This is a genomic window from Streptomyces sp. BF23-19, assembly GCF_041106355.1.
Lineage (GTDB): Bacteria > Actinomycetota > Actinomycetes > Streptomycetales > Streptomycetaceae > Streptomyces > Streptomyces virginiae_A.
Genome location: NZ_JBGBPT010000092.1, coordinates 1 through 21,738 on the forward strand (window position 1 = coordinate 1; position 21,738 = coordinate 21,738).

Annotated in this window: 16 protein-coding genes and 3 pseudogenes; 9 read left to right on the forward strand and 10 right to left on the reverse strand. The window is 66.7% G+C overall.

What is annotated here, in order from left to right:
• Positions 1-354: 354 nt before the first annotated feature.
• The gene (locus AB8A24_RS35950) at positions 355-555 is read right to left on the reverse strand and encodes a hypothetical protein (RefSeq protein ID WP_328959658.1); all 201 of its coding nucleotides are present in this window, start codon (positions 553-555) and stop codon (positions 355-357) included.
• 608 nt (positions 556-1,163) lie between these two features.
• Complete coding sequence (locus tag AB8A24_RS35955) at positions 1,164-1,931, reverse strand: transposase (RefSeq protein ID WP_328959657.1); 768 nt, start codon at positions 1,929-1,931, stop codon at positions 1,164-1,166.
• A 673-nt stretch (positions 1,932-2,604) separates the two neighbouring features.
• On the opposite strand from AB8A24_RS35955, the pseudogene AB8A24_RS35960 reads away from it, so the two are divergent.
• Together AB8A24_RS35960 and AB8A24_RS35965 are read left to right on the forward strand one after the other, a co-directional pair.
• Positions 2,605-3,054: pseudogene (locus AB8A24_RS35960) on the forward strand (Tn3 family transposase); the annotation flags it as partial.
• 1,050 nt (positions 3,055-4,104) lie between these two features.
• Positions 4,105-4,365 carry a hypothetical protein gene (locus AB8A24_RS35965; RefSeq protein WP_369478600.1) on the forward strand — a complete coding sequence of 87 codons (261 nt, stop codon included), beginning with the start codon at positions 4,105-4,107 and terminating at the stop codon, positions 4,363-4,365.
• A gap of 542 nt (positions 4,366-4,907) precedes the next feature.
• On the opposite strand, the gene AB8A24_RS35970 is transcribed toward AB8A24_RS35965, so the two are convergent.
• Together AB8A24_RS35970 and AB8A24_RS35975 are read right to left on the reverse strand one after the other, a co-directional pair.
• Positions 4,908-5,126 carry a hypothetical protein gene (locus AB8A24_RS35970; RefSeq protein ID WP_033227042.1) on the reverse strand — a complete coding sequence of 73 codons (219 nt, stop codon included), beginning with the start codon at positions 5,124-5,126 and terminating at the stop codon, positions 4,908-4,910.
• A 63-nt stretch (positions 5,127-5,189) separates the two neighbouring features.
• The gene (locus tag AB8A24_RS35975) at positions 5,190-6,149 is read right to left on the reverse strand and encodes a serine protease (protein WP_033227043.1); all 960 of its coding nucleotides are present in this window, start codon (positions 6,147-6,149) and stop codon (positions 5,190-5,192) included.
• 170 nt (positions 6,150-6,319) lie between these two features.
• Here AB8A24_RS35975 and AB8A24_RS35980 point away from each other — a divergent pair, with 170 nt between their 5' ends.
• A complete protein-coding gene (locus AB8A24_RS35980; protein WP_369478614.1) occupies positions 6,320-6,580 on the forward strand; it encodes a DUF1589 domain-containing protein in 261 nt (86 codons plus the stop codon).
• A 735-nt stretch (positions 6,581-7,315) separates the two neighbouring features.
• On the opposite strand, the gene AB8A24_RS35985 is transcribed toward AB8A24_RS35980, so the two are convergent.
• Positions 7,316-7,741, reverse strand: a complete 426-nt coding sequence (locus tag AB8A24_RS35985; protein WP_369478601.1) for a peptidase inhibitor family I36 protein — start codon at positions 7,739-7,741, stop codon at positions 7,316-7,318.
• 613 nt (positions 7,742-8,354) lie between these two features.
• On the opposite strand from AB8A24_RS35985, the gene AB8A24_RS35990 reads away from it, so the two are divergent.
• Both AB8A24_RS35990 and AB8A24_RS35995 read left to right on the forward strand, forming a co-directional pair.
• Positions 8,355-10,184 (forward strand): polymorphic toxin-type HINT domain-containing protein, encoded by a 1,830-nt coding sequence (locus AB8A24_RS35990; protein WP_369478602.1) that lies wholly within the window; start codon positions 8,355-8,357, stop codon positions 10,182-10,184.
• Positions 10,181-10,624 carry a DUF4279 domain-containing protein gene (locus AB8A24_RS35995; RefSeq protein WP_369478603.1) on the forward strand — a complete coding sequence of 148 codons (444 nt, stop codon included), beginning with the start codon at positions 10,181-10,183 and terminating at the stop codon, positions 10,622-10,624. The genes AB8A24_RS35990 and AB8A24_RS35995 overlap by 4 nt, the downstream gene beginning before the upstream one ends.
• Positions 10,625-10,913: 289 nt before the next feature.
• On the opposite strand, the gene AB8A24_RS36000 is transcribed toward AB8A24_RS35995, so the two are convergent.
• Positions 10,914-11,054, reverse strand: coding sequence for a hypothetical protein (locus AB8A24_RS36000; protein WP_369478604.1), 141 nt, complete (start codon positions 11,052-11,054; stop codon positions 10,914-10,916).
• Between the two features lie 146 nt (positions 11,055-11,200).
• On the reverse strand, positions 11,201-11,605 hold the full coding sequence (locus AB8A24_RS36005) for a hypothetical protein (protein WP_369478605.1): 405 nt from the start codon (positions 11,603-11,605) through the stop codon (positions 11,201-11,203).
• Positions 11,606-11,846: 241 nt separating this feature from the next.
• Here AB8A24_RS36005 and AB8A24_RS36010 point away from each other — a divergent pair, with 241 nt between their 5' ends.
• Positions 11,847-12,152 (forward strand): hypothetical protein, encoded by a 306-nt coding sequence (locus AB8A24_RS36010; RefSeq protein ID WP_369478606.1) that lies wholly within the window; start codon positions 11,847-11,849, stop codon positions 12,150-12,152.
• 79 nt (positions 12,153-12,231) lie between these two features.
• On the opposite strand, the gene AB8A24_RS36015 is transcribed toward AB8A24_RS36010, so the two are convergent.
• Positions 12,232-12,435: a helicase associated domain-containing protein gene (locus AB8A24_RS36015; protein WP_369478607.1), complete on the reverse strand. Its 204-nt coding sequence runs from the start codon at positions 12,433-12,435 to the stop codon at positions 12,232-12,234.
• Positions 12,436-12,538: 103 nt separating this feature from the next.
• A pseudogene (locus AB8A24_RS36020) lies at positions 12,539-12,943 on the reverse strand (helicase associated domain-containing protein); the annotation flags it as partial.
• A 127-nt stretch (positions 12,944-13,070) separates the two neighbouring features.
• On the opposite strand from AB8A24_RS36020, the pseudogene AB8A24_RS36025 reads away from it, so the two are divergent.
• Positions 13,071-13,402: pseudogene (locus tag AB8A24_RS36025) on the forward strand (ATP/GTP-binding protein); the annotation flags it as partial.
• Positions 13,403-14,434: 1,032 nt separating this feature from the next.
• The gene (locus AB8A24_RS36030) at positions 14,435-16,513 is read left to right on the forward strand and encodes a hypothetical protein (RefSeq protein WP_369478608.1); all 2,079 of its coding nucleotides are present in this window, start codon (positions 14,435-14,437) and stop codon (positions 16,511-16,513) included.
• 589 nt (positions 16,514-17,102) lie between these two features.
• Here AB8A24_RS36030 and AB8A24_RS36035 read toward each other — a convergent pair.
• Complete coding sequence (locus AB8A24_RS36035) at positions 17,103-19,502, reverse strand: P-loop NTPase fold protein (RefSeq protein ID WP_369478609.1); 2,400 nt, start codon at positions 19,500-19,502, stop codon at positions 17,103-17,105.
• A 321-nt stretch (positions 19,503-19,823) separates the two neighbouring features.
• Between AB8A24_RS36035 and AB8A24_RS36040 the strand changes: the two genes are divergently transcribed.
• Positions 19,824-21,326, forward strand: coding sequence for a hypothetical protein (locus AB8A24_RS36040; protein WP_369478610.1), 1,503 nt, complete (start codon positions 19,824-19,826; stop codon positions 21,324-21,326).
• Positions 21,327-21,738: the final 412 nt, after the last annotated feature.

A 21,738-nucleotide genomic window follows, 5' to 3' on the forward strand; every position in this document is an offset into this window, starting at 1 on the left:
CCATCACGAACGGCCGAATCGTCACACCGGTCACGGCTGACCAGAGGACTTCAACAAGATCCTGTTACGAGCTCTTAGGGGCAGCGACCTCAGCGGAGTGCACTGGTCGCAGCACACTCAATGGCCCCTGGTCGTAGACGTCGAAGCGCTCAAGACCCGCTCGAAGGAGACGCCACCCGGAAGTGGAATCTGGATCATCCGGTCCGGAACCACAACCGTCCGCGATCTCGCCGATCTGACATGAGGACTCCGCGGAATAGATCCGGCGTTTGCGGGGTGACGATCCTGCTGGCCACGGAATAAGCCGGCAGGATCGATGACAGCGTTCTTACCGGCACCCCGTGTTCTGGACGGTCACAGGCCGATCCCTTCGGTGGCGGCGTCTTCCCACTTCTCGCCGTCGGCGACGTACCCCCAGAACACCGCGCTCTTGGCCGACCAGCCTCCCTGGGCACGGAGCTTCTCGGCACGCTTGCCCTGGGCGGCGTGGTCCTCGACGGACAGCCGCTCCTGCCCGCAACCGACCAGATGGGTGCGCACATCCGCGAGCACCACGGACGGCACGGTGAAGACCGAGTCGGCGCCCGTCCTTGTTGCCTTTCGCCTCGCCGGCCCGCGGCGTAGTGTCTCGGCGGCGAGGGCCCTGCCGCGGCGCATGGTTGGCCGAGTTGGCTCTTCTGTGGGTGTTCCTCCGGCCTCATTCTTTAGCTTGAACATGGCGCATCTGATCGTCATGGGCCCCTAGGGGAAGATGGAGATGATATGTCCTTTCGGAGACGACTGGCCGTCTCAGCGGCGGCTTTGACGCTCGCCGGTGTTGGGCTGGTGGCTGTGCCCGCGACCGCTTCGGCCACGCCAGCACCTGATCTGGGGAACTGCCGCTCCAAGAACTTGACAGGGTCCCTGGGGCATAAGGGCAAGGAGATCTGGTGCACGGGAGGCACCTCCTACTACTACGGTGCGGTCCTGTGCCACAAGCTGGACGGCAGCGGCTACGAGTACTGGCACTACGGCCCGGTAGTAGGTCCCGGGGCGAAGTCCACAGCGTGGTGTGACTACGGGGCCAGCGCAATTAACTTTAGCGTCATCCCCGTCTAAGGGCTGTCCCGTAACTGATCTTTGAGTCGCCTTGGGCAGGGTCGGTCGCGATGCGGTCCGCTTGCCTATCCGGCGAGGGTGAGGTTGTGCATGCGGGCGATGCCGAGCATCGCGTGGTGGACGCCGTCGCCTTTGAGGCGGCAGTCGCGGAGAATCTTCCAGGTCTTCATACGCGCGAAGACGTGCTCCACGCGGGCCCGGACCTGCTTGTGGGATGTGTTGTGTGCTTCCTTCCAGTCGGGAAGGTCTTCGCCTTTGCGGCGGCGGTGGGGCATGACGAGTCCGGTGCCGGGATAGCCGCCGTCAGCGATCGTGGTGGTCTTGCCGACGGCAGCTTTGGCGCCGGATTCCTCCCACGCCTTGCAGTCGTTGCGGTTTCCGGGCAAGGGCCGGCCGACCATGACCACGAGTCGGGTGTCGGCGTCGATGACGACCTGGTGGTTCGTGGAGTACCTGTAGTTCTTCGACTGCGCGGCGATGGCGTGGTCACGGGTGGGCACCAGGGTGCCGTCCACGATGAGCACGGCATCCTTGGCGAACCGTTTACGGGGCTGGAGCGCGAGAATCGGCCCGAGGTGGCCACTGATGCGGCCGACCGCGGACTTGGAAACCCCAAACAGCGGCGCCAGCTGGCGCAGGGTCAGGTTCGTGCGCCAACAGGCGGCGACCAGCAGCACACGATCCTCCAGTGGCAGGCTCCAGGGCCGGCCCTTGCGCACTGGGTCCGCACCTTCGCGCCGCAGCGCGGCGATGAGCCTGCTGAACTGACGCGAGCTCAGCCCGGTGAACGGGACTATCCAGGACGGCTCCGACGCCGTGATCACACCAGCCACTGCGAGATGGTTACACGGTCCCCACAAGTGCCGGCCCGCGGGATTCAGGATGGGGCTCGCTGTGGTTCCACAGCCTTGAGTAGGCACTCGCGGTCATCCACGCTGAGTAGTCCGTCCGGAAGACTCTCGTCCTCCAGCAACGCGCGCAGCTCAGAGGCGTGTGTGGCGAACGCGGCCCTGCACCATTCCCGTTCCGGGTGATCGCACTCGTTGCCGAAGAGCCCCGCCTGGCCTTCGTCGACAGGTCGAGACAGCTCCGCGACATAGGCCAGAGTTCGAACAGTCCGGGGCACACCGCGATGTCAGGGACGGCTGCCAGGCGGATCAGGAAGGGCAAGGCAGTCGGCATGGCCGCGCTCAGGTGAAGAATGCTGTTAATCAAGACGTTGCCCAGCACGCGCAGGGCCTCGGGGCCGGCGGCCTGATCGAGGAGCTCGCGGAGCAGGACCGGGATCCCAGCGGGACAACCGGGAATCTAGCAGGAGAAACACACGAACCGGAATGCCCGGCGTGCGGCCGCGCCAGCCGCTGGCCCTCGGCCCTGAACGTTGGTGCTTCTCCCCGTAGCCCTCCAACGGGTGCTTCGTGAAATTGCGGTGACCGGGCCAGCTGTCGGGGTCCGGGGGATGCCGGCACAACGTGCCGGCCGGGCCGGACGCTCGAACAGGACGGCGCGCTGGGCGAGCCGAAGTCGCTGGCCTGGCTGCGCAAGCGGGTCGAGAAGATGCTCCCGAAGATCGACCTGCCGGACCTTTTGTTCGAGGTCCACTTCTGGACCGGATTCCTCGACGCCTTCGTGCACTTGGGCGACGGCACCACCCGCATGAAGGACCTGTCCACCTCGGTGGTCGCGCTGCTGGTCTCGGAGGTGTGCAACATCGGCATGACCCCGGTCACCAACCCCGGCCACGAGGCCCTGACCCGCTCCCGCCTGGTCCACGTCGACCAGTTCTACCTGCGCGCGGACACGATCGCCGCGGCGAACGCAGCTCTGATCGAGGCCCAGTCCGAGGTGCCGATCGTGCAGTTCTGGGGGGACGGGCTGCTGGCCTCGGTCGACGGACTGCGGTTCGTCGTCCCCGTCCGCACGATCAGCGCAGCGCCCTCGCCGAAGTACTTCGGGTTTAGACCGTGTCCTATGTGCGGTGGCGGTCGAGGTGTTCGCGGCGATCGTCGGGGGGTGTTGACGGGCTGCTGCCGCTTGGAACGCCTGGCCGGGCGGGCGCCGGCCTCCAGGACGCGCAGCGCCCGCTGCGCGGACTCCAGATGGCTTGGCGTCCGCGGCAAGACCGGATGGGTCCAGGCGTGCGCAGCGGGCCAGGGCGGAGGCCAGGCGGGCGGTGGGGGTGTGGATGTCGCCGAGTTCTGCAGGAGTACGCCCTCGGCACCGTGTGCGCCGCTGTTCCCATCCCGACGGGCACCGAACCGGAATGCGTGGCCCTCTCCCTGCCCACCCCCGCCCCCCCACAAGCTCCGGCAGGCCGCCGGCGTCCTGCGCAACGAAGCCATCGCCGTCCTCCTGGCCCTCCTTGTCGGCGGAGCCAACCCCACCCCACCCCGTGAGACCGCAACTCCCGAGGTCGTGATCCACCGTTAGCCGCTCTGCGGGCGCCGCCTTGCCGCGGCGCCTCGGGGTGCGGCCGGAGGGGGCGGGTGGCTGCCGCTGGCGCCGGACGGGCTGTGCCGGTACGGCGCGGAGTGGAGCGCGACGAACCTCCGCCGGGGGCCGGCGGTGGCCGAGACGGAGCGGGACCGGCTGCTGGACATCACGGCCGGTTGCGGCGGCACGGATGTGGAGTTCACCCCTGCTCCGTAGGTCAGCTGGGAGCGGAGGGCCGCCATGTCGACGGGTGGCGGCCCTCCGTCATGCTCCGGATGGCGTCGCGTTCACGTCGCCTGTGTCCGGGGGCCTCTCCGGACGCGCCGCAGCGTCCCGGGCCTGACCGCAGCATCTCCGGGCGGATCCAACCGAAGGCGTTGTTGGGTTGCCGTGGGGTGGGCCGGTACGCGGGCGGGGCAGGGTGGCCGGCAGGAACGCGTCGGAGGGCGGTGTGCTGGTGGAGTGGGACTGGTGGACGGTGGAGTTCGGGGACGTCCACGCGGGCGCCGCGGGGGTCCTGATCGGCGGGGGTGAGCCGGGCCGGTGTACTTCGATGTCGGGAGCGGTCCGAACGTGCCGTCGACGACGCACTGGACGGCATACGACGGCCGCTCGCGCCGTCCGCGCGCGGAGGCTCTGCGGGCGGTGTGCGCGTGCGGCTGGCGCGGCGCCGCGGAGTACCCGCTGGACTGGGCGACGATCGGTGACCGGCCGCTGTACGAGGCGGACGTCGACCTCGCCGGACCGCTCGCGGACTGGACGGCGCACCTGTCCGTCGTCCGCGACAGGGCGGTGCCGCTGCCCGAGCCGCCCGTGGCATCGAAGAGCAGCTAGTGCAGGGTGGTGAGGCGATCGGTAGCCATCAGGTCGTCCTCTCGTCGCTGGGGCGGAGCCGGCGGGGCACCGGAGGAACAGGCCACCCGCGCCAGGCCTATCCCCCTGCCCTGGAGCCGACAGGCGACGATCTTCGGGCGGTGAGGCCATGCGTCCACCCGTCCGAGTGACAGCTCCTCTCCCACAACGGGAAGCCCATAAGGAACTGCGGCAGGCACGGCACGACCGTGTACCCCATGAGCAACCTCTGGGGGCCGCCTACCGCAGAACATGACCCCGCTGGGTATCGCTACTGGTCGAACGATCCTCCCCGAAGGCCCCTACCGCCAAAACTCGGACGGTTCCAGTCCCAAAGGCCGCGGGTCAGACACCGGTCGCGGCCCTGGTGACCTCGTCGGCCAGGGCGGCAACAGCGGCTCGATCAGTGCCCACAAGTCGTCGTCCACGATCCACGGCCGAGTGCTCACGCCACCACGAACGGCCGAATCGTCACGCCGATCACGCCCAACCAGGACATCTCACCAAGATCCTGTTACGAGCTCTTAGGGGGTGATGCGCATGGGACCGCCAGGCTGCCCGTGGTCGCCGTTGCGGAAGGCGGTTTCCAGGTCTTGGGCCGTCATGTCTCCGGGGGCGGGAGGAGCCTCATGGCGCTCGACGGAGGGGCTGGGCGGCTCGGCCATTGCGGTGGCTGCGGCGATGCCAGCTGCGACCAGGGCGAGGGTGGTTGCCAGGATGCGGGTCCGCTTGCTTAAGGCCATGAGGGTCTCCGTTTCGGGCGGGTCCGGCCGGGGCCGTGCGGGCGGGCCCGGCCGGCGGCCTGTCTACCGTACGGCGTTGTAGACGGATACGGCCTGCGATCCGTGCTCGGACGAGAACATCCGGTTGTCGAGCCAGCCGCCGCTGCTGTTGGTGTAGCGGTGGCTGTTGACGCCGACGATCTGTGCGTTGCCCGTGAAGTTCTTGACCATGGGGCCACCGGAGGCTCCGCCGCCCATGTCGCAGTTCATCTGGAGGCGCTGGTCGAGCGGGTTGAAGTTGGAGGCGTCGACCGTGGGGCCGGTGCAGTACCGCATCTTGTCGTCGGCGAAGTCCGAGTCGGGCCGGTTGTAGCCGTTGGCGGGGTAACCGATGGCGAAGACGAACGAGTTCTCGGGCGAGTTGCTGCGGAACTCGTAGCCGTACGCGCCGACGATGTTCTGGATCTTCGCGCCGTTGTCGGCCGGCTTGAGAGTGATCGCCGCCATGTCGGAGTACCGCACGTCGGTGTCCTTGATCCAGGACGTGGGCACGTAGGAGGCGGCCTTCTCCCAGACACCAAACGGGATGTTCGTGCCGTCGTAGCCGGGAACGAAGACCATCTGCTTGTGGTAGCCGTTCCCGGTCTTGCCAGTGTGTACGCAGTGTGCGGCCGTCCAGAGCGTCGTCTTGTTGTTGTGGTTGATGACGGAGGCCGTGCACCGGTAGGTCCCGCCGTTGGCGTGTTCGTAGAGCAGGAACCCGGTGGCCCGCCACGGCCACTGTCCGGGGGCCGGAGACGTCAGGGACCGCGATACGTCCGTCACAGCCGACGGTCCGAAGCCTGCCCGCCGGTTGGCGTCCGCAGGGAGGACCGCGTCGCCCGCGATGGAGACGTCCGGGCTGGTCGGCTTGTTGGCGGCTTGCGGGGCGAGGTCGGCCGGCTGAGGAGTGCCGCTGTCTGCGGGGCGCGACATGACCTCCCGGATGCGCTCCGGAGTCCAGAACGCCTTCGCCTCGCCCGGCTTCGCGGTGGAGCGCTCCACGGTGACGCCAGGGAGAGACGGGCTTGCGGATGCCGGTGGGGATGCTTGCGCGGCGCTGCCAGCCGCGATCGTCGCGAGAGAGAATGTGAGTGCTGCAACTACCTTGATTCGCAAGGGAATTCGCATGCAACCAGAGCAGCATCCGGGACTGCGTGCATCGCCGGTGGCTGGTGCGGTGTGTCCGATTCCGCTCGCATGTTGTCCCAAAAGGCTCCCGGACGGAGCGACTCCGGGCCCGGAACGGCGAAGCCGCCACGGTCGGACAGTCTCGGTCATGGGCGCCGCTTGCCGCCCTGGCGAGAAACGAACCTGCGCCCTCCACCTCGTCAGGGCCGGCCCAGCCGCTCTCCGATATCCCTGATGAGGTCCGTGATCGACTCCGTGTACGAAGGGCAGGTACAGCCACGCACGAAAGGGGAGCCGGTGGGTAAGGCATCGTCGGGGAAGCGACCGGCTCTGCCTCGCCCTGCGATCTCCTTGCCGTGAGCCCCCGGGACCCGTCGGTTCGCTCCTTCCCGCACGACCCACTGCGCAAGGTCCTCCAGGCCCCGCTGGAACGCTCGCTGCGCCTCGCTCCGACCCTTCGCCGCAAGGCAACACCGGCGCCAGGTCGCCGAGCAGGATCGCGCCGCTCGCGCCGAGCCTGCTCGCGTCCGCCCGCCATACCGGGCGGCCAAAGCGCGGTGGGCGGTGGGCCGGCCGCGGCGGGTTTCACTCTCGGCCAGCGGATCGTCTAGCCGGACGCCATCGGGGCGGGCCTCCGCCCGACGCCGGGAGCGGCTCCCCGATGAAGCTACGGAACCCGCCAACCGCCGGCGGCTCGGCCGCGCCGCCCCTCGCCCTTGGTGGGGCCCGCGCTGCTGCTGGTGCCCCTCAACGCGGCGGGGCTGGCCTGATACCGGTCCTCGCGCTTCGGCGTGCCCTGGTTGGCCGCCAGCGGTGGTTTCGCCTTCCCCTTGTATCGCGAGTTGAGGGCTGGGTCGCTGTGGGCGCACGCTGCGGAAGGCATTGTTCTGTGATCGTTCGACGCTCTGCAGATCGGCGGCATCGAACTGCTGCAGTTGACTGCCCCGGGGCCGGACCCCACCCGGCGGCCGCCTGTCGGCCGCACGTACGCCGTGGTCGGTGAAGGAGAGAGCGTCGTGCGTCTCGTCTCCTGCGCCTCCTTACACGCCGCAGGGTGTGGTGTTGTTCTTCAGGGAGTGGGTGGTGTCGTTGAGCTGGTAGGAGCGCAGGTCTGCGATGGTGCCGCCATCGGCTCCGACGCATACATGGCGGCCGAAGTAGTTGTCCTTTTGGTAGACCCTCGCGGTGCGGCTGCTGTTGTTGATGACCGAGCTGCCCTTGCCGCGGATGTAGTCCGGCAGGTGTCGGACCGAGCCGTCGGTCGCTCGTTTGACGTAGGGCTGGCCCTCGAAGTGGATCTCGAGGTAGATACATACGAATCCGCGCGGGCACTGGATCTGGTCTCGGGGAGCGGTGACGGCCGAACTGGTCGGCGCAGGCCGGGCCTGGACAGGGGTGACACCGCCAAGCACCGCTGCCAGAGCGACGGTCGTACCGGCGATCGTGAGAATCCTGGCAACGTGCATGTACTGAATCCTCCGGTTGGCTTCTGTCGTGCGGAGCAGCAGACGCCGCACGGTTCGGCGCCCAGGCCCCGCCGCAGCTGGAAGCCGCAGGATGCCGTGTGATTACCCAAAGCGGTAGTTAATTTGCATACAGCCCCAACCGGGCTGGATCACAGGGAGCGCACTGCTTGCGACTGTGCGCCGCGAGTGCCTCAGTGCCGCGGCGGTCCCGTCTGTACGACGGCGGTGCGGCGGGCGGTGGTGAGCGAGCGGTGCTCGTGCTGAGGGGTCGCGGAGCGAACGGCGCGGCCGCTCTTTCCCATGGAAACGGCGGCTGGTCGGTGGCTTTGATCGTCGGGTGCGGGCGCCGCCTGTCACCGAGGCCGGCGGAACCTGGAGTTGGTATGCCGGGTAGTCGGGTCGAGACTGGGGTTCGCGTTCGCCGTGCTCGCCCCACACGGGGTCGATCTCGCGCGGCATGCCCGTCCTGTCGTGCGCGTTTTCGACGCGGTAAATGATCATGACCTGCGGTAACGGCTTACGGTGGCCGGGACCACGCGCTCTGCGCGAGTAGTAACGGTGGCTCTGCTACCAAGGGGAGGCGCGGCCCTGCGGGCCGCGCTGTAAGGAACACATGTATCTGCACGTCAAACAGAAAATCGTCACACTCCTCACCGTCTTGTGCCTGACCGTTGCTGCGGGCGGCACGGCTGCGGCAACCGAACCGCCACCCGAAAGTGAGTCCACCCTCCTGGAGATAGCAGCCCGGGTGGCGCAGTACTCGAAGTGCAGGGAGCTACCGCTCCTGGAACGGCCGAAGTGCGCCAAAGAATTCGCCATCAAGTCCGTGAAGATCGGTCTCGGCGTAGGCACGTTCCTCTATGTGTTCCGAGAATCGATGGAGGACGGCGGCGCGTCCTTCGCCGAGCTCGAGAAGGAGGTGGAGGCGCTCAAGAAGCTCGAACCCCTCATCGTGATGGACCCGCACACGGACGCGGAGTCGGACCCGAGGAAGAAGCTGGAGGTGCTGAAGCAGTTCGTCAAGACGTACCAGGCCGCCAGGCCGAACCTGGACAAGCTCCGCACCAAACTGGTCATGGTCGCGCGTGCCACCGGCCCCCAAGCTGATTCTGCCGTGCTTCTCGCAGCGCTCACCGCTTCCACGTACTTTCCCGCAGGGACCCCCCAACCGGAGGTCGTCGCGAGCGGAGAATTCGGAAAGTGGATCGATGACGTCCTCGGTGCCCTGGACCAGGCAAACCGGGGCATGGACCAGATGAACGAGGCCCTCGATGAGATGAACGGCATCATGGTCGATGTCAACCAGAGCATCGACGGAATCAACCAAGGCCTGACCCAGGCCAACCGGGGCATGACCAAGCTCAACGCGGGCCTGGGCCAGATGAACGAGGGCCTGAAAGGTACGAACACGGCTGTCTCCGGCTTCACCAAGGCCGCCGAACAGATTCTCGTGGCGCCGAACTTCATCGACTTCAACTTCGACCACATCGCCCCACGTCTCGGCCTTAACCAAGTCCCGCCCGAGGTACTGGCCGAGCAGGAGCGGAAAATGGGCATGCTGCTCAACCTGCTGCCCGGCGTCGGCAACGGCAAGGGCATCATCGAAGCCATCACCGGCAAGGACATGACCACCGGTGAGAAGGTGAGCGGCATCGACCGCGCCTTGGGCGGCCTCGTCGTCCTGCGCTGGATCAAGGTCGGCGGCAAGCTCGTACCCGAGGTCATCCGCAAGGCCCGCAAGGGCGCAAAGACGTGCGACAGCTTCCCAGCAGGTACGCCAGTGCTGATGGGCGACGGCGCTACCCGCCCCATTGAGCGGATCGAGATCGGCGACACCGTCCTCGCGACCGATCCCGCGTCAGGGACCACCGGTCCGCGCCGGGTCGAGGCCACGATCTACACCCCCGACGACCGGGACTTCACCTCCATCACCCTGCGCCCGCAGGACGGCCGAGGTTCCCTCACCGCCACGGACCACCACCCGTTCTGGGCGGAAACCCGTAAGCAGTGGACCGACGCCGCCGACCTCAATACCGGCGACACCCTGCGCACCCCGGACGGCACCACGGTCGAGATCGAAAAGGTGACCCGCTGGAAGGACCTCCAGCCGGCCTACAACCTGACCGTCAACGACCTGCACACCTACTATGTGCTGGCCGGCACGACACCGGTACTGGTGCACAACGCTTCATGCGGCTTCATCCCCGGTGCCGTCCCCGACGCCGCAGCCATCAATCGTGGTTCGCTGGTGAAGCTCAAGGACAAGCAACTGAAGGAGGCCCTCGAGAAGCTTGACGAGGACCCGCACCGCTTCAAGGCCGACTGGGTCGGGGAGAATATGATGTCGCGATTCGACGCCATGCGTGACGCCGACAATCGGATCATCCTCGTGAGCAAGGACGGCAAGATCTTGGTTCCGACGAATTACAAGTACAAGCCATGAGTGCATTCCGTATATATCTCAGAGTGGTCAGTGAGTCCTTGCAGCCGGAGGAAATCTCCATGAAGCTGGGGGCGGAGCCCGACGAGTCGACATCAATCGGAAGCCGCCGGCGTCCCCAGTCACCACCGCGGTCCCACGCGACCTGGATCCGACGCGTCGGCACAACGGGAGGCGACGCCCGGCCGGAGGACATGGAGCCGGTGCTCCTCGGGTGGGGTACGGACCTCGCTGCCGCCCTCGGTCGACTCGTAGACTCAGGGGAAGCTGCCGTCACCCTGGACATCGTCCAGGAAATAAGAGACCTGGACGACCCACAGCAAAAAGGCATCTTGCTAGGAGCCGACCTGCTTTCCTGGATCGCGGCAGCCAAGGCATCGCTCGATATCGATCAGTACATCTATCACGAGTGTGGCGACGAACCGGACGCTGCTCACCCGTAGGGGTTGGAGCCCCCCGTGGACGACGTCGGGCCCCGGGAGTGGGGTGCCCAGGCCCTCCCGGGGCCCCGGCCGCGGTGAGTCAGTCGGCCGCCGGAGCCGGGGGTGGGGGCCTGGTGTTACAGGCGTCGGCGAGGAAGTCGGCGTCGCAAACCGGTGTCGGCCGCCGGCCCGAGCAGGCGACGGGTGCAACCGCGCCGCACGTGCCGTCCGCTCCGAAGGAGGCCCGCCGCCACCAGGCGCAGCCCGGCGAGGGGCCCGCCGATGCTTAGCGGTGACGAACGCGTACGAGTCACACGGCGGCGTTCGCCTTGGTGGGGCTGCTCTGGACCTGGCCCAGGTCGATCGCAACAAGCCAGTGCCGGTGGGCGGCGTGGTCCGCCACGGGATCGCGTACGTGGGTCCGGGCGAGGCCTGCGTCTGCGCGCGGCACGTGGGGTCCGCCATCGGCCGGGGCGCCGGGAACCGCGTGCGGCCACCGGCGCCAGGGTGCGAAGAGGGGTCGTGCTCATCCTCGGTGGGATGAGCACGACCCCTCGTGCGGAGGCTCAGGTTCTCCGCGATGACCGGTCTGCTGGTCTACTGCCGGACGAAGGGCTCGCTACCCTCCGGGGCATAGGCCATGTCCAGCTCTGCCTGACCTTGATCCGTGGAGTACAGGAAGAACAGGTCGCACGTCGGGCCACCGGCGGCGGCCGTCAACGTGACCTCCGTAGCCGGCCCGACGGAGTCCAGATGCCAGGGTCGCCAGGTACCGGTGAACTTCGTGTCGGCTGACCACGACCCCTTGTGACACACGCTGGGAGGCAGGCTCACCTCTCCGAGCGCACCGTCCTTGAGGAACTGGATCGTGCCCAGGGTCGGCGACTTCCAGGACCCGACGACCTGCCGCGCCCTGTCCTCGTCCGTCTGCACGGTGCAGGACACCGCCAGCGGTAGGACGGCCACCAGTGAGCCGATCAGGAAACGGACGCCACTCCTCATCCGACAACTCCCTTCTGGAACGGGTTACTCGAAGTCACTGGGTCGGGCATAGTTCCCACTTGTCATGTAGTTCTTTGCCTCCCTGGTGATCGCGTCCCTGAGCTGGGACTCCGAGGCCCCGGGGTTGGCTGCGGCGATCTTCTCGCCCATCTGACGGCCGTACTCGTTGTTCACGAGGTCCGAGAGGTGATCAGCATAGTTGTGGCCTTCCCGGTCGCCGTACGCCTCGGTTGCGGCACTCGTGCGCAACCGAACGGCCACCGTGCTGGTGCTCGTTCTGTGGCCGCTGATCATTGAGCGGGCCGCCGGCGTACTGGTGGGCCGGCTCCTCGGAGCCGACAGTTTGCTTGGCGTGCTTCCCTTCGCGGCCGCGCGGGCAGTCATGTCGGGGGCCCCCGACACCGGCGATGGCGCAGATGCCGCGCTCGAACGGACGCTGCTCGGCAGCGGGCTCGACCCTTGGACCGGAGTGGTGGTGCATGCCCTGTTTGCCTTCGCCATCGGATCCGCAGGAGCCTGGGCCCACTGTCGGCGCGACGCAGCGTAGACGGGGCGCGATCTGCCCGACCGGCGAGTACGTCAAGCTCACTCAGCTTCGATGCCGGGGCCGGGGCGGGAGCGGGCGGTCAGGAGCCCGCCCATTCCACGCCCAACTCAGCGAGCGCGGCCCGCTGTGCCTGGTCGAGCTTGTCGCGTCTGCTTTTGGTGTTGCTCAACCAGATTCCGAGCTTCACGGTGTGCTCCTGGCCGTCGATGACTACGGCCTCCACGTGCCCCCTGGGGACCGTCGCCGAGCCCGTACGTGCGATGTACTGCTGGAGGGCTGGCAAGACCGGACCGGAATGCTGCGGAGCCCATGCTGGTGGACTTCGCCCCCGCCTTGGCTGGCGTCTTCCGCGCGCGGTCGGTCTTCTGCGGCCCTACGCCCATCTCGCTGAGTCGGCGTTGCTGTTCCGCGTTCAGCCGGTCCCAGCCCCGCCGCTGCGAAGCGAGCCACCGGCCGACGTCCTCGCCGTGTCGGGTCACTCCCGGCACGATCGCGGTCGGGCGCGCACCGGAGGCGAGGAGCTGGGCGAGGTAGGCGTAGTAGCGTTGCCAGTCCACCGTCCACCCCAGCGTCCCCGGGTTCCAGTCCTGGTCGATGGCGGTGAGCGCGGCGGCCCGCCGCTGCGCCCGTTCGGGGTCCTTGCCCAGTCCGCCGGGGCGGCGGATGTTCGTGGGGTACTGCCCGATCGCGATGTCGAGGATGGTGGCGCCCCGCGGAGCCGCGAGGGTGCGGCGCCTCAGTTCGACGTCGCAAGGTTTCTCATCAAGGTGGCATAGAGATTTCCTGGTCACTATGAATATGTCGTGACATCACTTGCGATGGTGTGTGACATGAAGTGAGAAACTCCAAGACAACTTGGCGAGACGTCCTAATTGAACTGTCCGATGACCTGCGGATTCTTCTTGTTCCTTGCGTGTGTTGTGCGCTGGCATCGACGTCACTCAGACACCCCTCTTCACGGGGGTCCGCGGCACGCAACTCGCTGGCAGAGCCTCACTCATCGAGTGCGGGCCACTCACCGCCCGCCACGGCGACCGGCACCCCTTCACCGACACCGTCACCTACCTCCACCAACGCACCGCCGACCGCATCGGAAGCCTCACCAGACTCATCCGACAAGCCGCCATCACCGCCATCGGTGACGGCACCGAACGCATCACCAAAACCGCCCTGGACACGATCCGCTCGACCACCACGCCGAAACCCGCCAGCCACGAACCCGCACCCCGCCCCGCCGAACACCCCACTGACCTGTACAAACACTTCCACAGTTCAGAAGTGCGCCCTACGCTCATCTAGCCGCACTTCACCACGCCCCTGTCCCGGGCAGGACCGGCAGCCGTCCTCAGCACGGTCTTTCCGGCCGCCTTGAGGACACTCGCATCAGAGGCTGCAGTCAGCGGGTCCCGAACCACCAGATCAGCGTGGCGATCACAGATGATCCGACGGCAGCGCCGGCTCCGCGTACGGCGGCGAACAACGCCGTACGGCCGAGACGGCACATCGTGCGCCTCTTCATTCGATCGTTCCGGTTCATTCCGATGCTCCCTTGGAGGTCGTTGCCCGGCTCCGCTTGCCGGGTGCTGACCCGAGGTTCCAGCGCTAACGAGGCTGGTGTCCGAAAGGGCGGACGCTCCGGACAATCGACCTCTAAGCTTGCAGGTCAGCGAGGTGTCCGCCGAGGTCGCTACGGACACGACGGACAGCCACCGGGAGCACGGATGCCGGATCCGGCGCAGGAACTGAGTGAGCAGCTACGTGCTCTCGAAGCACGGGCGAGGCGTGCCCGGAAGGCTGCGGGGCTGCCCTGTTCCAGGCGGGAGGCCGCGCGCGAGACGGTGCGGACGCCGTACGCCGTTAGGTTCCAGGCGATCACCAGCTGGCTTGCCGCTCCACCGGCGCGCGCGACGGTGCCCAGCCCCGGCAGTAGCGAGCACTTCCTCGCCCTGGTTCGGGTCTGGAGTGGCTGGGCTGGGGAACAGCCGAAGGAGCGGTACTGGCGGAACCTCCTGGAGGAAGCCCAGCCATCAACGGCGAGAAGCAGCCAGCGGCTCGCCTCTCCGACGGACAATCGCCCAAATGCAGATGGGCACGAAGCTACGACGGATACGAAACGAGAGAGGGCGCTGGGGCTCGCAGGGCGGCGTTCCCTCGCCCGAAGGCTTACTCGCTTGAGCAGTACGCCAGGGGACCGACGGGACCATGTTCTCGAATGGCTTCTTGCTCATGAGCAGGCCTTCGGGGAGGTTCCGTCCGGCAGTGTTCGGGTGCTGGTGGCGCCCATGGGTGCAGGCAAGAGCGAGGAAGCCGAGCAGTGGTGGTCTGCAGGATTGATACGGGCCCAGGCGGACGCCACTGTGGCGGTACCGGTGTGGCTGGAGGCGCGGGACCTGGAGCAGCGCCAGCTCGAAGCGGTCCTGAGCATGGATCTGGAGCAGGAATGCCGGATCGTCATTGACGATCTGGACCGGCTGAGTCCGTGGGATGCCCACGACGTGCTGGCCCAGGCACGGCGGCTTGTTCTGACGTGGCCTCGCCTCAGTGTTCTCGCAACGACTCGGCCGGGGGCGGGTGAGGTAGACGAGCGGGAGCGTATCGAGGTCGCCCCATGGCCCATTCAGCGCGGTCTGGAGTTGCTCCGCATGATCATGGGCGATCCGGTCTTCCACGCCATCAAGGAACACGAAACCCGACAGCTTCTTACGAGTCCCCTACTGGTCCACGCCTTGGCAAGCCGATTGCGGGCCGGCGGTGACGTAAATGTATCTACGCAGGACTTGCTCGCTGGTCTGGCGAGCTCCGTTCTTCGGCAGCAGCGGCGGCCCGTCAAGGATGCGGTGTGGGACGGCCTGGTACGACTCGCCGCCCTGGTCATGGACTCAGCCGGACAAGTCCGGGCCTCCTCGTTCGGGCGGGACCAGGAAGTCTGGCAGTTGGAGGAGACAGGACTGGTTGTCCGGGACGACGGCCGGCTGCGGTTCGCGCTGCCTCTATTCGAGCAGCACTTTGCCGCGCAGGCACTCCAAGATGGCATCACCCGACTTGAAGAAGCTGCAGGCCCTGAGAGCTTCCCCCGCTGGCGCTACGCGGTCGCCTTCGCTATCGACACTGCCGCAGCAGACAAGGCGGTGGAGTTCATGTCGCGTCTCGTACGAACAAACCCTGCCGCAGCGTCGTGGGTACTCGACGAGGTCTCCAAATCCGGTGAACGGGCCAGCCAGGTCGGTAGAAAGCACCGGGACTCCGGCGCGGAATCAGCGTTGGCAGCAGGCCGGTGGCTCCGGGACGCCACACAAGCCTGGACCGACGGTCTCGGCAACTTGCCAGCCCAGTTGACGCGTCAACACGGTGGCACGCTGCAACCGTGGGGTGTCCGGCTCGAAGGCGGCTTCATGCTGCTTGCTGTAGGTCGCGAAGGTGTTCTTAACGCAGACCTCGTGGCACGCCCGGACCTTCAGCTCGGAGGCGGCTTGCTGTCACAGTTCCACAGCATCGAAGGCTTCACCCTGCCTAGGGATGACCTCTCGAGATGGATCTGGGCACGCAATCGGCTGCGTAAGGCTCTGTCACTCCGCATCCAGCGGAGGGTTCTGCCTGTGCCATCCGGCTCCCCACTCGCCGCCGAGCGGATCTGGTTTCTCGCTCGACGGATTCTCACCGGCCGTCGACTCCCTCAAGGTACCCCCATTCCTGTTCACGACCTCCGGTTGGAGGTGCAGACGATGATGACGCAGGTCGAGAGCAGCCAGTGGTGTACCTGGCAGGCAGCCGGTAACACAATCGACTCCGACGACATCCGCTGGCTCCACGCCGAACTCCGCCGCATCCACGAGGAGACCCTCGCTGCTCCATACCCACCTGCGGATCAGAGGACCGGGGCTCGATTTGTCTGGCAGGCCTACTCGCCTGAACTGACCTGGTCCATCACAACCAGCGTCTTGCAGAATGCGCTCATCGGCTATCAGCAGCTCGTAGAGACTAATTTCCCCCGATTCGGGCACGCACTGGCCCTGTACAGCATCGTGCCGGTCCGCGCTGATGGCCTCGTGGTCACAGCAAGCCGAGACGAGAGCGCCGATTACCCTCCGATCCTGGAGTACACGCTCCACGCCGACAGCACGGCACATGAGGCCGACAAGCCCGTGGTGAACCTCAACCTGGTTGAAGAAGCTGACGTACCACCGAGGCAGTGGACGGACCTGACCGATGGCACGTCAGCAGCATTCCGGGTACCCGATGTCAGCCAGGAGGCAATCAACATGCACCATGAACGGCAGGCTACGAACCTCGCCTACAGCTGGCTCGCACGCGACCTGCACGCGATCGGCTGGCTGGAGAACCCTTCCCCGTACTTTGGTTAGTGGGCAGCTGGCATCTCGGTTCCTGCTCAGGTACTGGCAGCGGAAGAACCAACAACCCTCCGCACCTCAATCCCCGAAGCCGCAAACCGCCCCGTCCGATCACCCAGCCGACCTGAGTAAACAACCTGAAATCCCAAAAAGGCGTTCGGCTCTTTAGGTGCAGAATCCGTCTGTAATACAGGTTGGTTCTCAACCAACCTGCAACACCCCAGCTCGGCAGCCCTCATCCATCGCGAGTGCTCTCCCCCTCAACGACAAGAGAGGGGCGATGTATCGGCGCGGAGGCAAATGTGAAGGCTGAGGAGTGACCCCCATGCGTGGGGATGAATCAGGTCTCCCGCTTCCACCGAAGATGCCGAGAGGGCGCCCCCACAAACGTGAGGAATGCAAGTAGTCGACCCGCGAGTCGCTGCCGTCGCATGACAGACCCCCACGTGCGTGGGGACGACGCGTAGCTGTGGTTGCCCGGGTGGTGCGGATGGGACAGACCCCCACGTGCGTGGGGACGACCCTTGCAAACCTGCTGGGTTCTGACCGACCGTCTGGGCCCCAATCTCCTGCGTGGGCTCCGACGCGGAGAGGAATCCGGTCATGGTGTCCTGAGGCCGGGGAGGGTGACGGGACTTTCGGGCGGAAGCCCTGAGACGAGCGGAGTGGAACGCTGTATGGCCGGCGGGATGACTGCGGGGCGGAGCGCCCACTGTGTTCGGAACTGTTCCACGATTTTGCGGGCGCTGTGTGGGGACACTGTCATTTCCAGGCGCGCTTCGGCGAGTCGTTGGAGGTCGCCATGGGGCTTTGTGGGGCCGGTGTAGGCGGCTTTGCGCGCGGCGTAGTTGCGGCGTGCGAAGACCTCGAGCAGGGCGCCGATGAAGTGGAGGTAGCAGGAGAATTCTTCCCAGCGTTGGGCGAGTTCGTCGGCCGGGTCCACGCTGTTCGTATGAGGCGGGTGCGTCATGTGGGCCAGGCTGAGGATGCGTTGCTCGACCTGCGGGTTCGCTCTGGTGGGATCCGCGCTGCGGATCAGTGAGATGAGAGTGTGCAGGTCATGCACCGTCTGAGCGGAGCGGGCGGACCCCTCCTGGTGGGCCAGTAGCACGCGGAACCCTGACAGCGCCTGCGCAGCTTCTTCCCACAGCAGTTCGCGTGCCAGGGCCGCCAAGGCGGCCTGTCCGGTCCTGCGGTGGATCTCGGTCAACTTGCGGGTATAGCGAATCAGGTCACGTGGGATTCCTCCGGACAGGGCGTGGACGAGCGCCACGAACGGGTCCGTGAACCCGGGAACCCGGGTCTGCAGCAGCACCTCCGACTCGGGTAGTGTCCGGGGCTCGATGACCATGACGTCTTCGAGGGAACTGTCGATGACATCGCGTGTGGGGAGACCACGCCGGAGGAAGGCCGCGCCCACGTCTTCGGACACAGACAGGATGAAGTACACGCGCGGCACGTCGAAGATGGCTTTGATCTCGGCGAGGAACGCGCGTGCCTGCTCTGTTGATCCGAGACGGTCGAGTTCGTCGATCCCGATGAAGACCTTCCAGTTGTCCTGCCGCTCGATGGCACTGATGCGCGTGAGAAGGCTGCGGAACTCCCAGACCAGTTCCGGGTAGGTGAAGGTACGCGAGGTGCTGCCGCGGGTGCGGCCGATACCCAGCGTGAGTCCACCGCCCGACCCTCCCAGCGACGTGGAGGTGCCGACGGTCTGAATGAGCTGCAGAAGGTTGAGGTAGTTGTGGCAGTCGTGGACCAGGCGCCGTACCGACCGCCCATCGAGCCACCTCTTCACGTCTGCGCGCCACATCAACGCCAGCCCCACTGCACACAGCGCCGAGCGGGTGAGCGAGGGGTTGTCGTGCCACATGGCCACGGCCCACCCCCATGAGTCCGTTGCCCAGCCCGACACCGCAGGTTGCGCAGACCGGTAGGCGTCGTCGGCAAGGTCGCGGACCATGTCCTGAATCGCGATACCGATCAGCCCGGCCCCAGCCACCAGCTGTGTCCATCGGAGTGCCGACCGGTACAGGCGGTGTGGCCGGCGTGCGGTTCGGGCCCGCGAACGGTGCAGGAACGGCGTCCGCGACTTGTGCCCGTACAGGGCGAGGTAGTTACGGCAGACGGACTGGAACAGGGAGAGCAGGAACTCCTCCGGCCGATAGTTGGCCGGCGTTGGGACAATCACGTGGAAATGTGGATGGCGACGCCCGGTGAGGATGCCTTGGCAGGCCTTCTTCAGCAGGGTGCTCTTGCCGACGCCGCGTGGACCGCAGATCGCGATCGCACCGCCGCTCATCTGGTCCAGCTTCTGCTGGAGTGCCATCTCGGTGTGTGTGGAGACCCAGTAGCGCGCGTCGGCGGCGTCGACGAGACCTTCGTGGCTGCGAGCCACGAACAGCGATTCGTAATCGGGACCGAGCAACCTCGTCATCTCACGCTGCATGATCGGAGCGATCGCCGGCCTCAGTTCGCGTGTCGACCACCGCATGAGTTGCACCTCTGCGTCGACCGCGCACACCGCCCATTGCGCGAACAGCACAGCCGTCCGCACCTGAGCAAGCAGGTTGTCCCGCCCTCCCGCATCCCGCAGCTCCCGAACGCCGCCGTATCCCACGGCCGCGAGGAGGGCGGCAAGCCCCACCCACCACGGCAGCCCGATCGCGACATCGGCGACCCACCAGCACAGCAGGCTCGCCAGGACCAGCGGCAGGAACAGCGTCACCCGGCATCGGTCACGTACCTGCGCGAGCCGACCGCGCAGCGCGTCCGCACGGGCCGCTGTCCGACGCACACTGAAGTACGTCGTGCTCGCCCGTAGCACCTCGGTGATGATGCGAGGCTGACCGAAAGCTTCCCGCAGCCGCTCTCTGGTGACCTGCGGGCGCTGCAGGTCAAGATAGGCGCGGATTCCGGACCGATGGAACGATCCCGCCACGGTGCGCTCGTACCAGGGCCGGACCTGCCGGGGTTCCAGGTGCCAGATTCCGCTGGTCATCCATGCCTTCCCAGGAAACGACGAACGAGCATCCCGTGCCCCCCGGGGCCGCGCCGCTGACCGGTCGCAGTGAGCCGAGGGAAACGAGCCAGCATCGTAGAAGGTCCGCGGTACAACAGTGCGCGATGTGGCAGAAGTTGACGCAATGTCGCCCGTTGAAGACTTGCTCCACATCTCGGGCAGCCCTCACGGAGGCGATCAGGCATACGCTGCCCGTCGCACCGCTATACGCTGGCCGACATGGCGAGGACCTGATCGCGTAACCCCGGTCAGACCCGCTTGGGAGCCTGGACCAGGAAGATTCACCGGGAGGAGGGCCCATTGGGCGTGCTGCACTCAGCGGACTTACGCAAGCACGAGGTGGAGGCACTGCTTCACCTGAACCAGGGCGAGCTGGACGACCTCCTGCAGGAAGCGGAAGACTTCCCCCAAGGAAGGCCGGAGCACCTCGACGCGTTCCAGCGGGCCCGCGGGGAGACAGCCCACTTGCAGTGGGACGGCGGCGCAGTTTACGCCTGGGCCGCCACCTCGCGCCGGTTCTGCGACCACGGCGCTGTACTGCGCAACCCCGCGCTGAGATCACGAACTTTCGCCCCCGGTAAGTGGATCGGGTTCCAGCCCACCTCCCAGGGGCCGGCGACGGACTGGGAGACGGATCTCGGCGTCATACGGATCCTTCACACGACCCGCAGGGCAGCAGCCACCGCCATGGCCGAAGAACTGTACGAAGTCGCCGATGCCCAGGGCGTTGTCACAGTGTGTGCACTGTTCGGCGACATCGGAAGCACCGGACCGGCCCTGACCGCCGCCGACACTGCACAGCCACAACTGGCATACGAGGCCCAATGGGGCACCGTCACCAAACTCGTCGGGCAACGCCTGCCCTGGTGGCCGAACCTCCTACGACGCGCCGACGTGATCAGCCAATGGTCGCCAGGGGCACCAGTCACCATCGCCGAACTCCTGCCCGAAGAAGAGGAAACGACCCTGCTCGAAGCGGCCGGCCCCTGGCACAGCTTCCCCGAGGTACGGACAGCCCTCACGGACCTGGCCAACTCACTGCGCAACCAACGCATCGACAGCGTCAACAGAGACACTCGCATCTTCAGCGAACACGGCACCAGCCCAGACGGCGTACCACTCCTCGTCGCAGCGCACCATCCAACCGACGGCTACCCCCTTCCCCGCACGGATGACCGCGACCTTCTCACCCGAGGCTGGCAGGCTCTCGCATCCAGCCAGCTCTTCGAAGCCTACGAGCCCCTGAGCATCGTGATGCGCCAAGACCCCACCCTTCTTCCGTTCGGCGCCCGCACCGAAGTGAGCGACCACACCTCCGCCGCTCGCCAGTGGGCGACACAACTGCGCCCATGCGCACCGTCCGCACTGCACGCGGTACTCGCCGATGATGCGCAGGACGTCACCTTTTACATGGACTTCAGCACCAGCACCCCAGTCGTCCGAATCCGATCAGCGGGTCGGCGCGCCTGGATCTTCCTTGCCCCGCTCCAGCTCCCTGGGAAGCAGGCGCAGCTCAGGTCCGTGATCCTGAACGACACGGTATGGGTGAGCACGACAGATCGCCGGATCCACCCGGCGCCGTGCACCCCCGGAGATCACTTGTGGTGGGGGTACGGCGCCGGCGACCATCCCACAGAGGCCGCATGGGTCATCGCTCAACTCATGGACGACCTCAGCGCCGAGGTGACGCTTGCGGACCACTGGAGTCAGGCACCCAAGGGGCTGACCAAGCTCCTCAGCCGCCCTCACCAACCTGGCACCGAACTCTCGCGCACCGCACTTGAACTCGCCCGAGCGCAGTAGCCCGAGGTCGCTTCCTGAGCGCATCCTGCCGCCGACCGACCTCAGACCCACGATTGCGCCGGTTGAAATCCTGTGCCGCTCCCTCCCGAGTACGACAGGCCGCTCACGTGATCCGTCCTGAGGCCGTGGCCGTGACCAGGAAGCGGATCCGCCATCGGAGGCCTCCAGGAATGGGAAAGCCTGCCCCTCGGCGAGTCCGGCAGCGGCTGATGGGAGTGACCCCCACGTTCATGGGGACTATCCAGTCAGCTGTGCGAAGGCGCGAAGGATCTCGGGCGGACCCCCACATGAGTGGGGACGACAGTCACATGACCACCGTGGCACGGCTGCGGTGGGAGTGACCCCCACATGCGTGAGGAATGACACTGGGCTTCCAACGCCGGCCACGACACACCATCGAACGCTCCGGCCA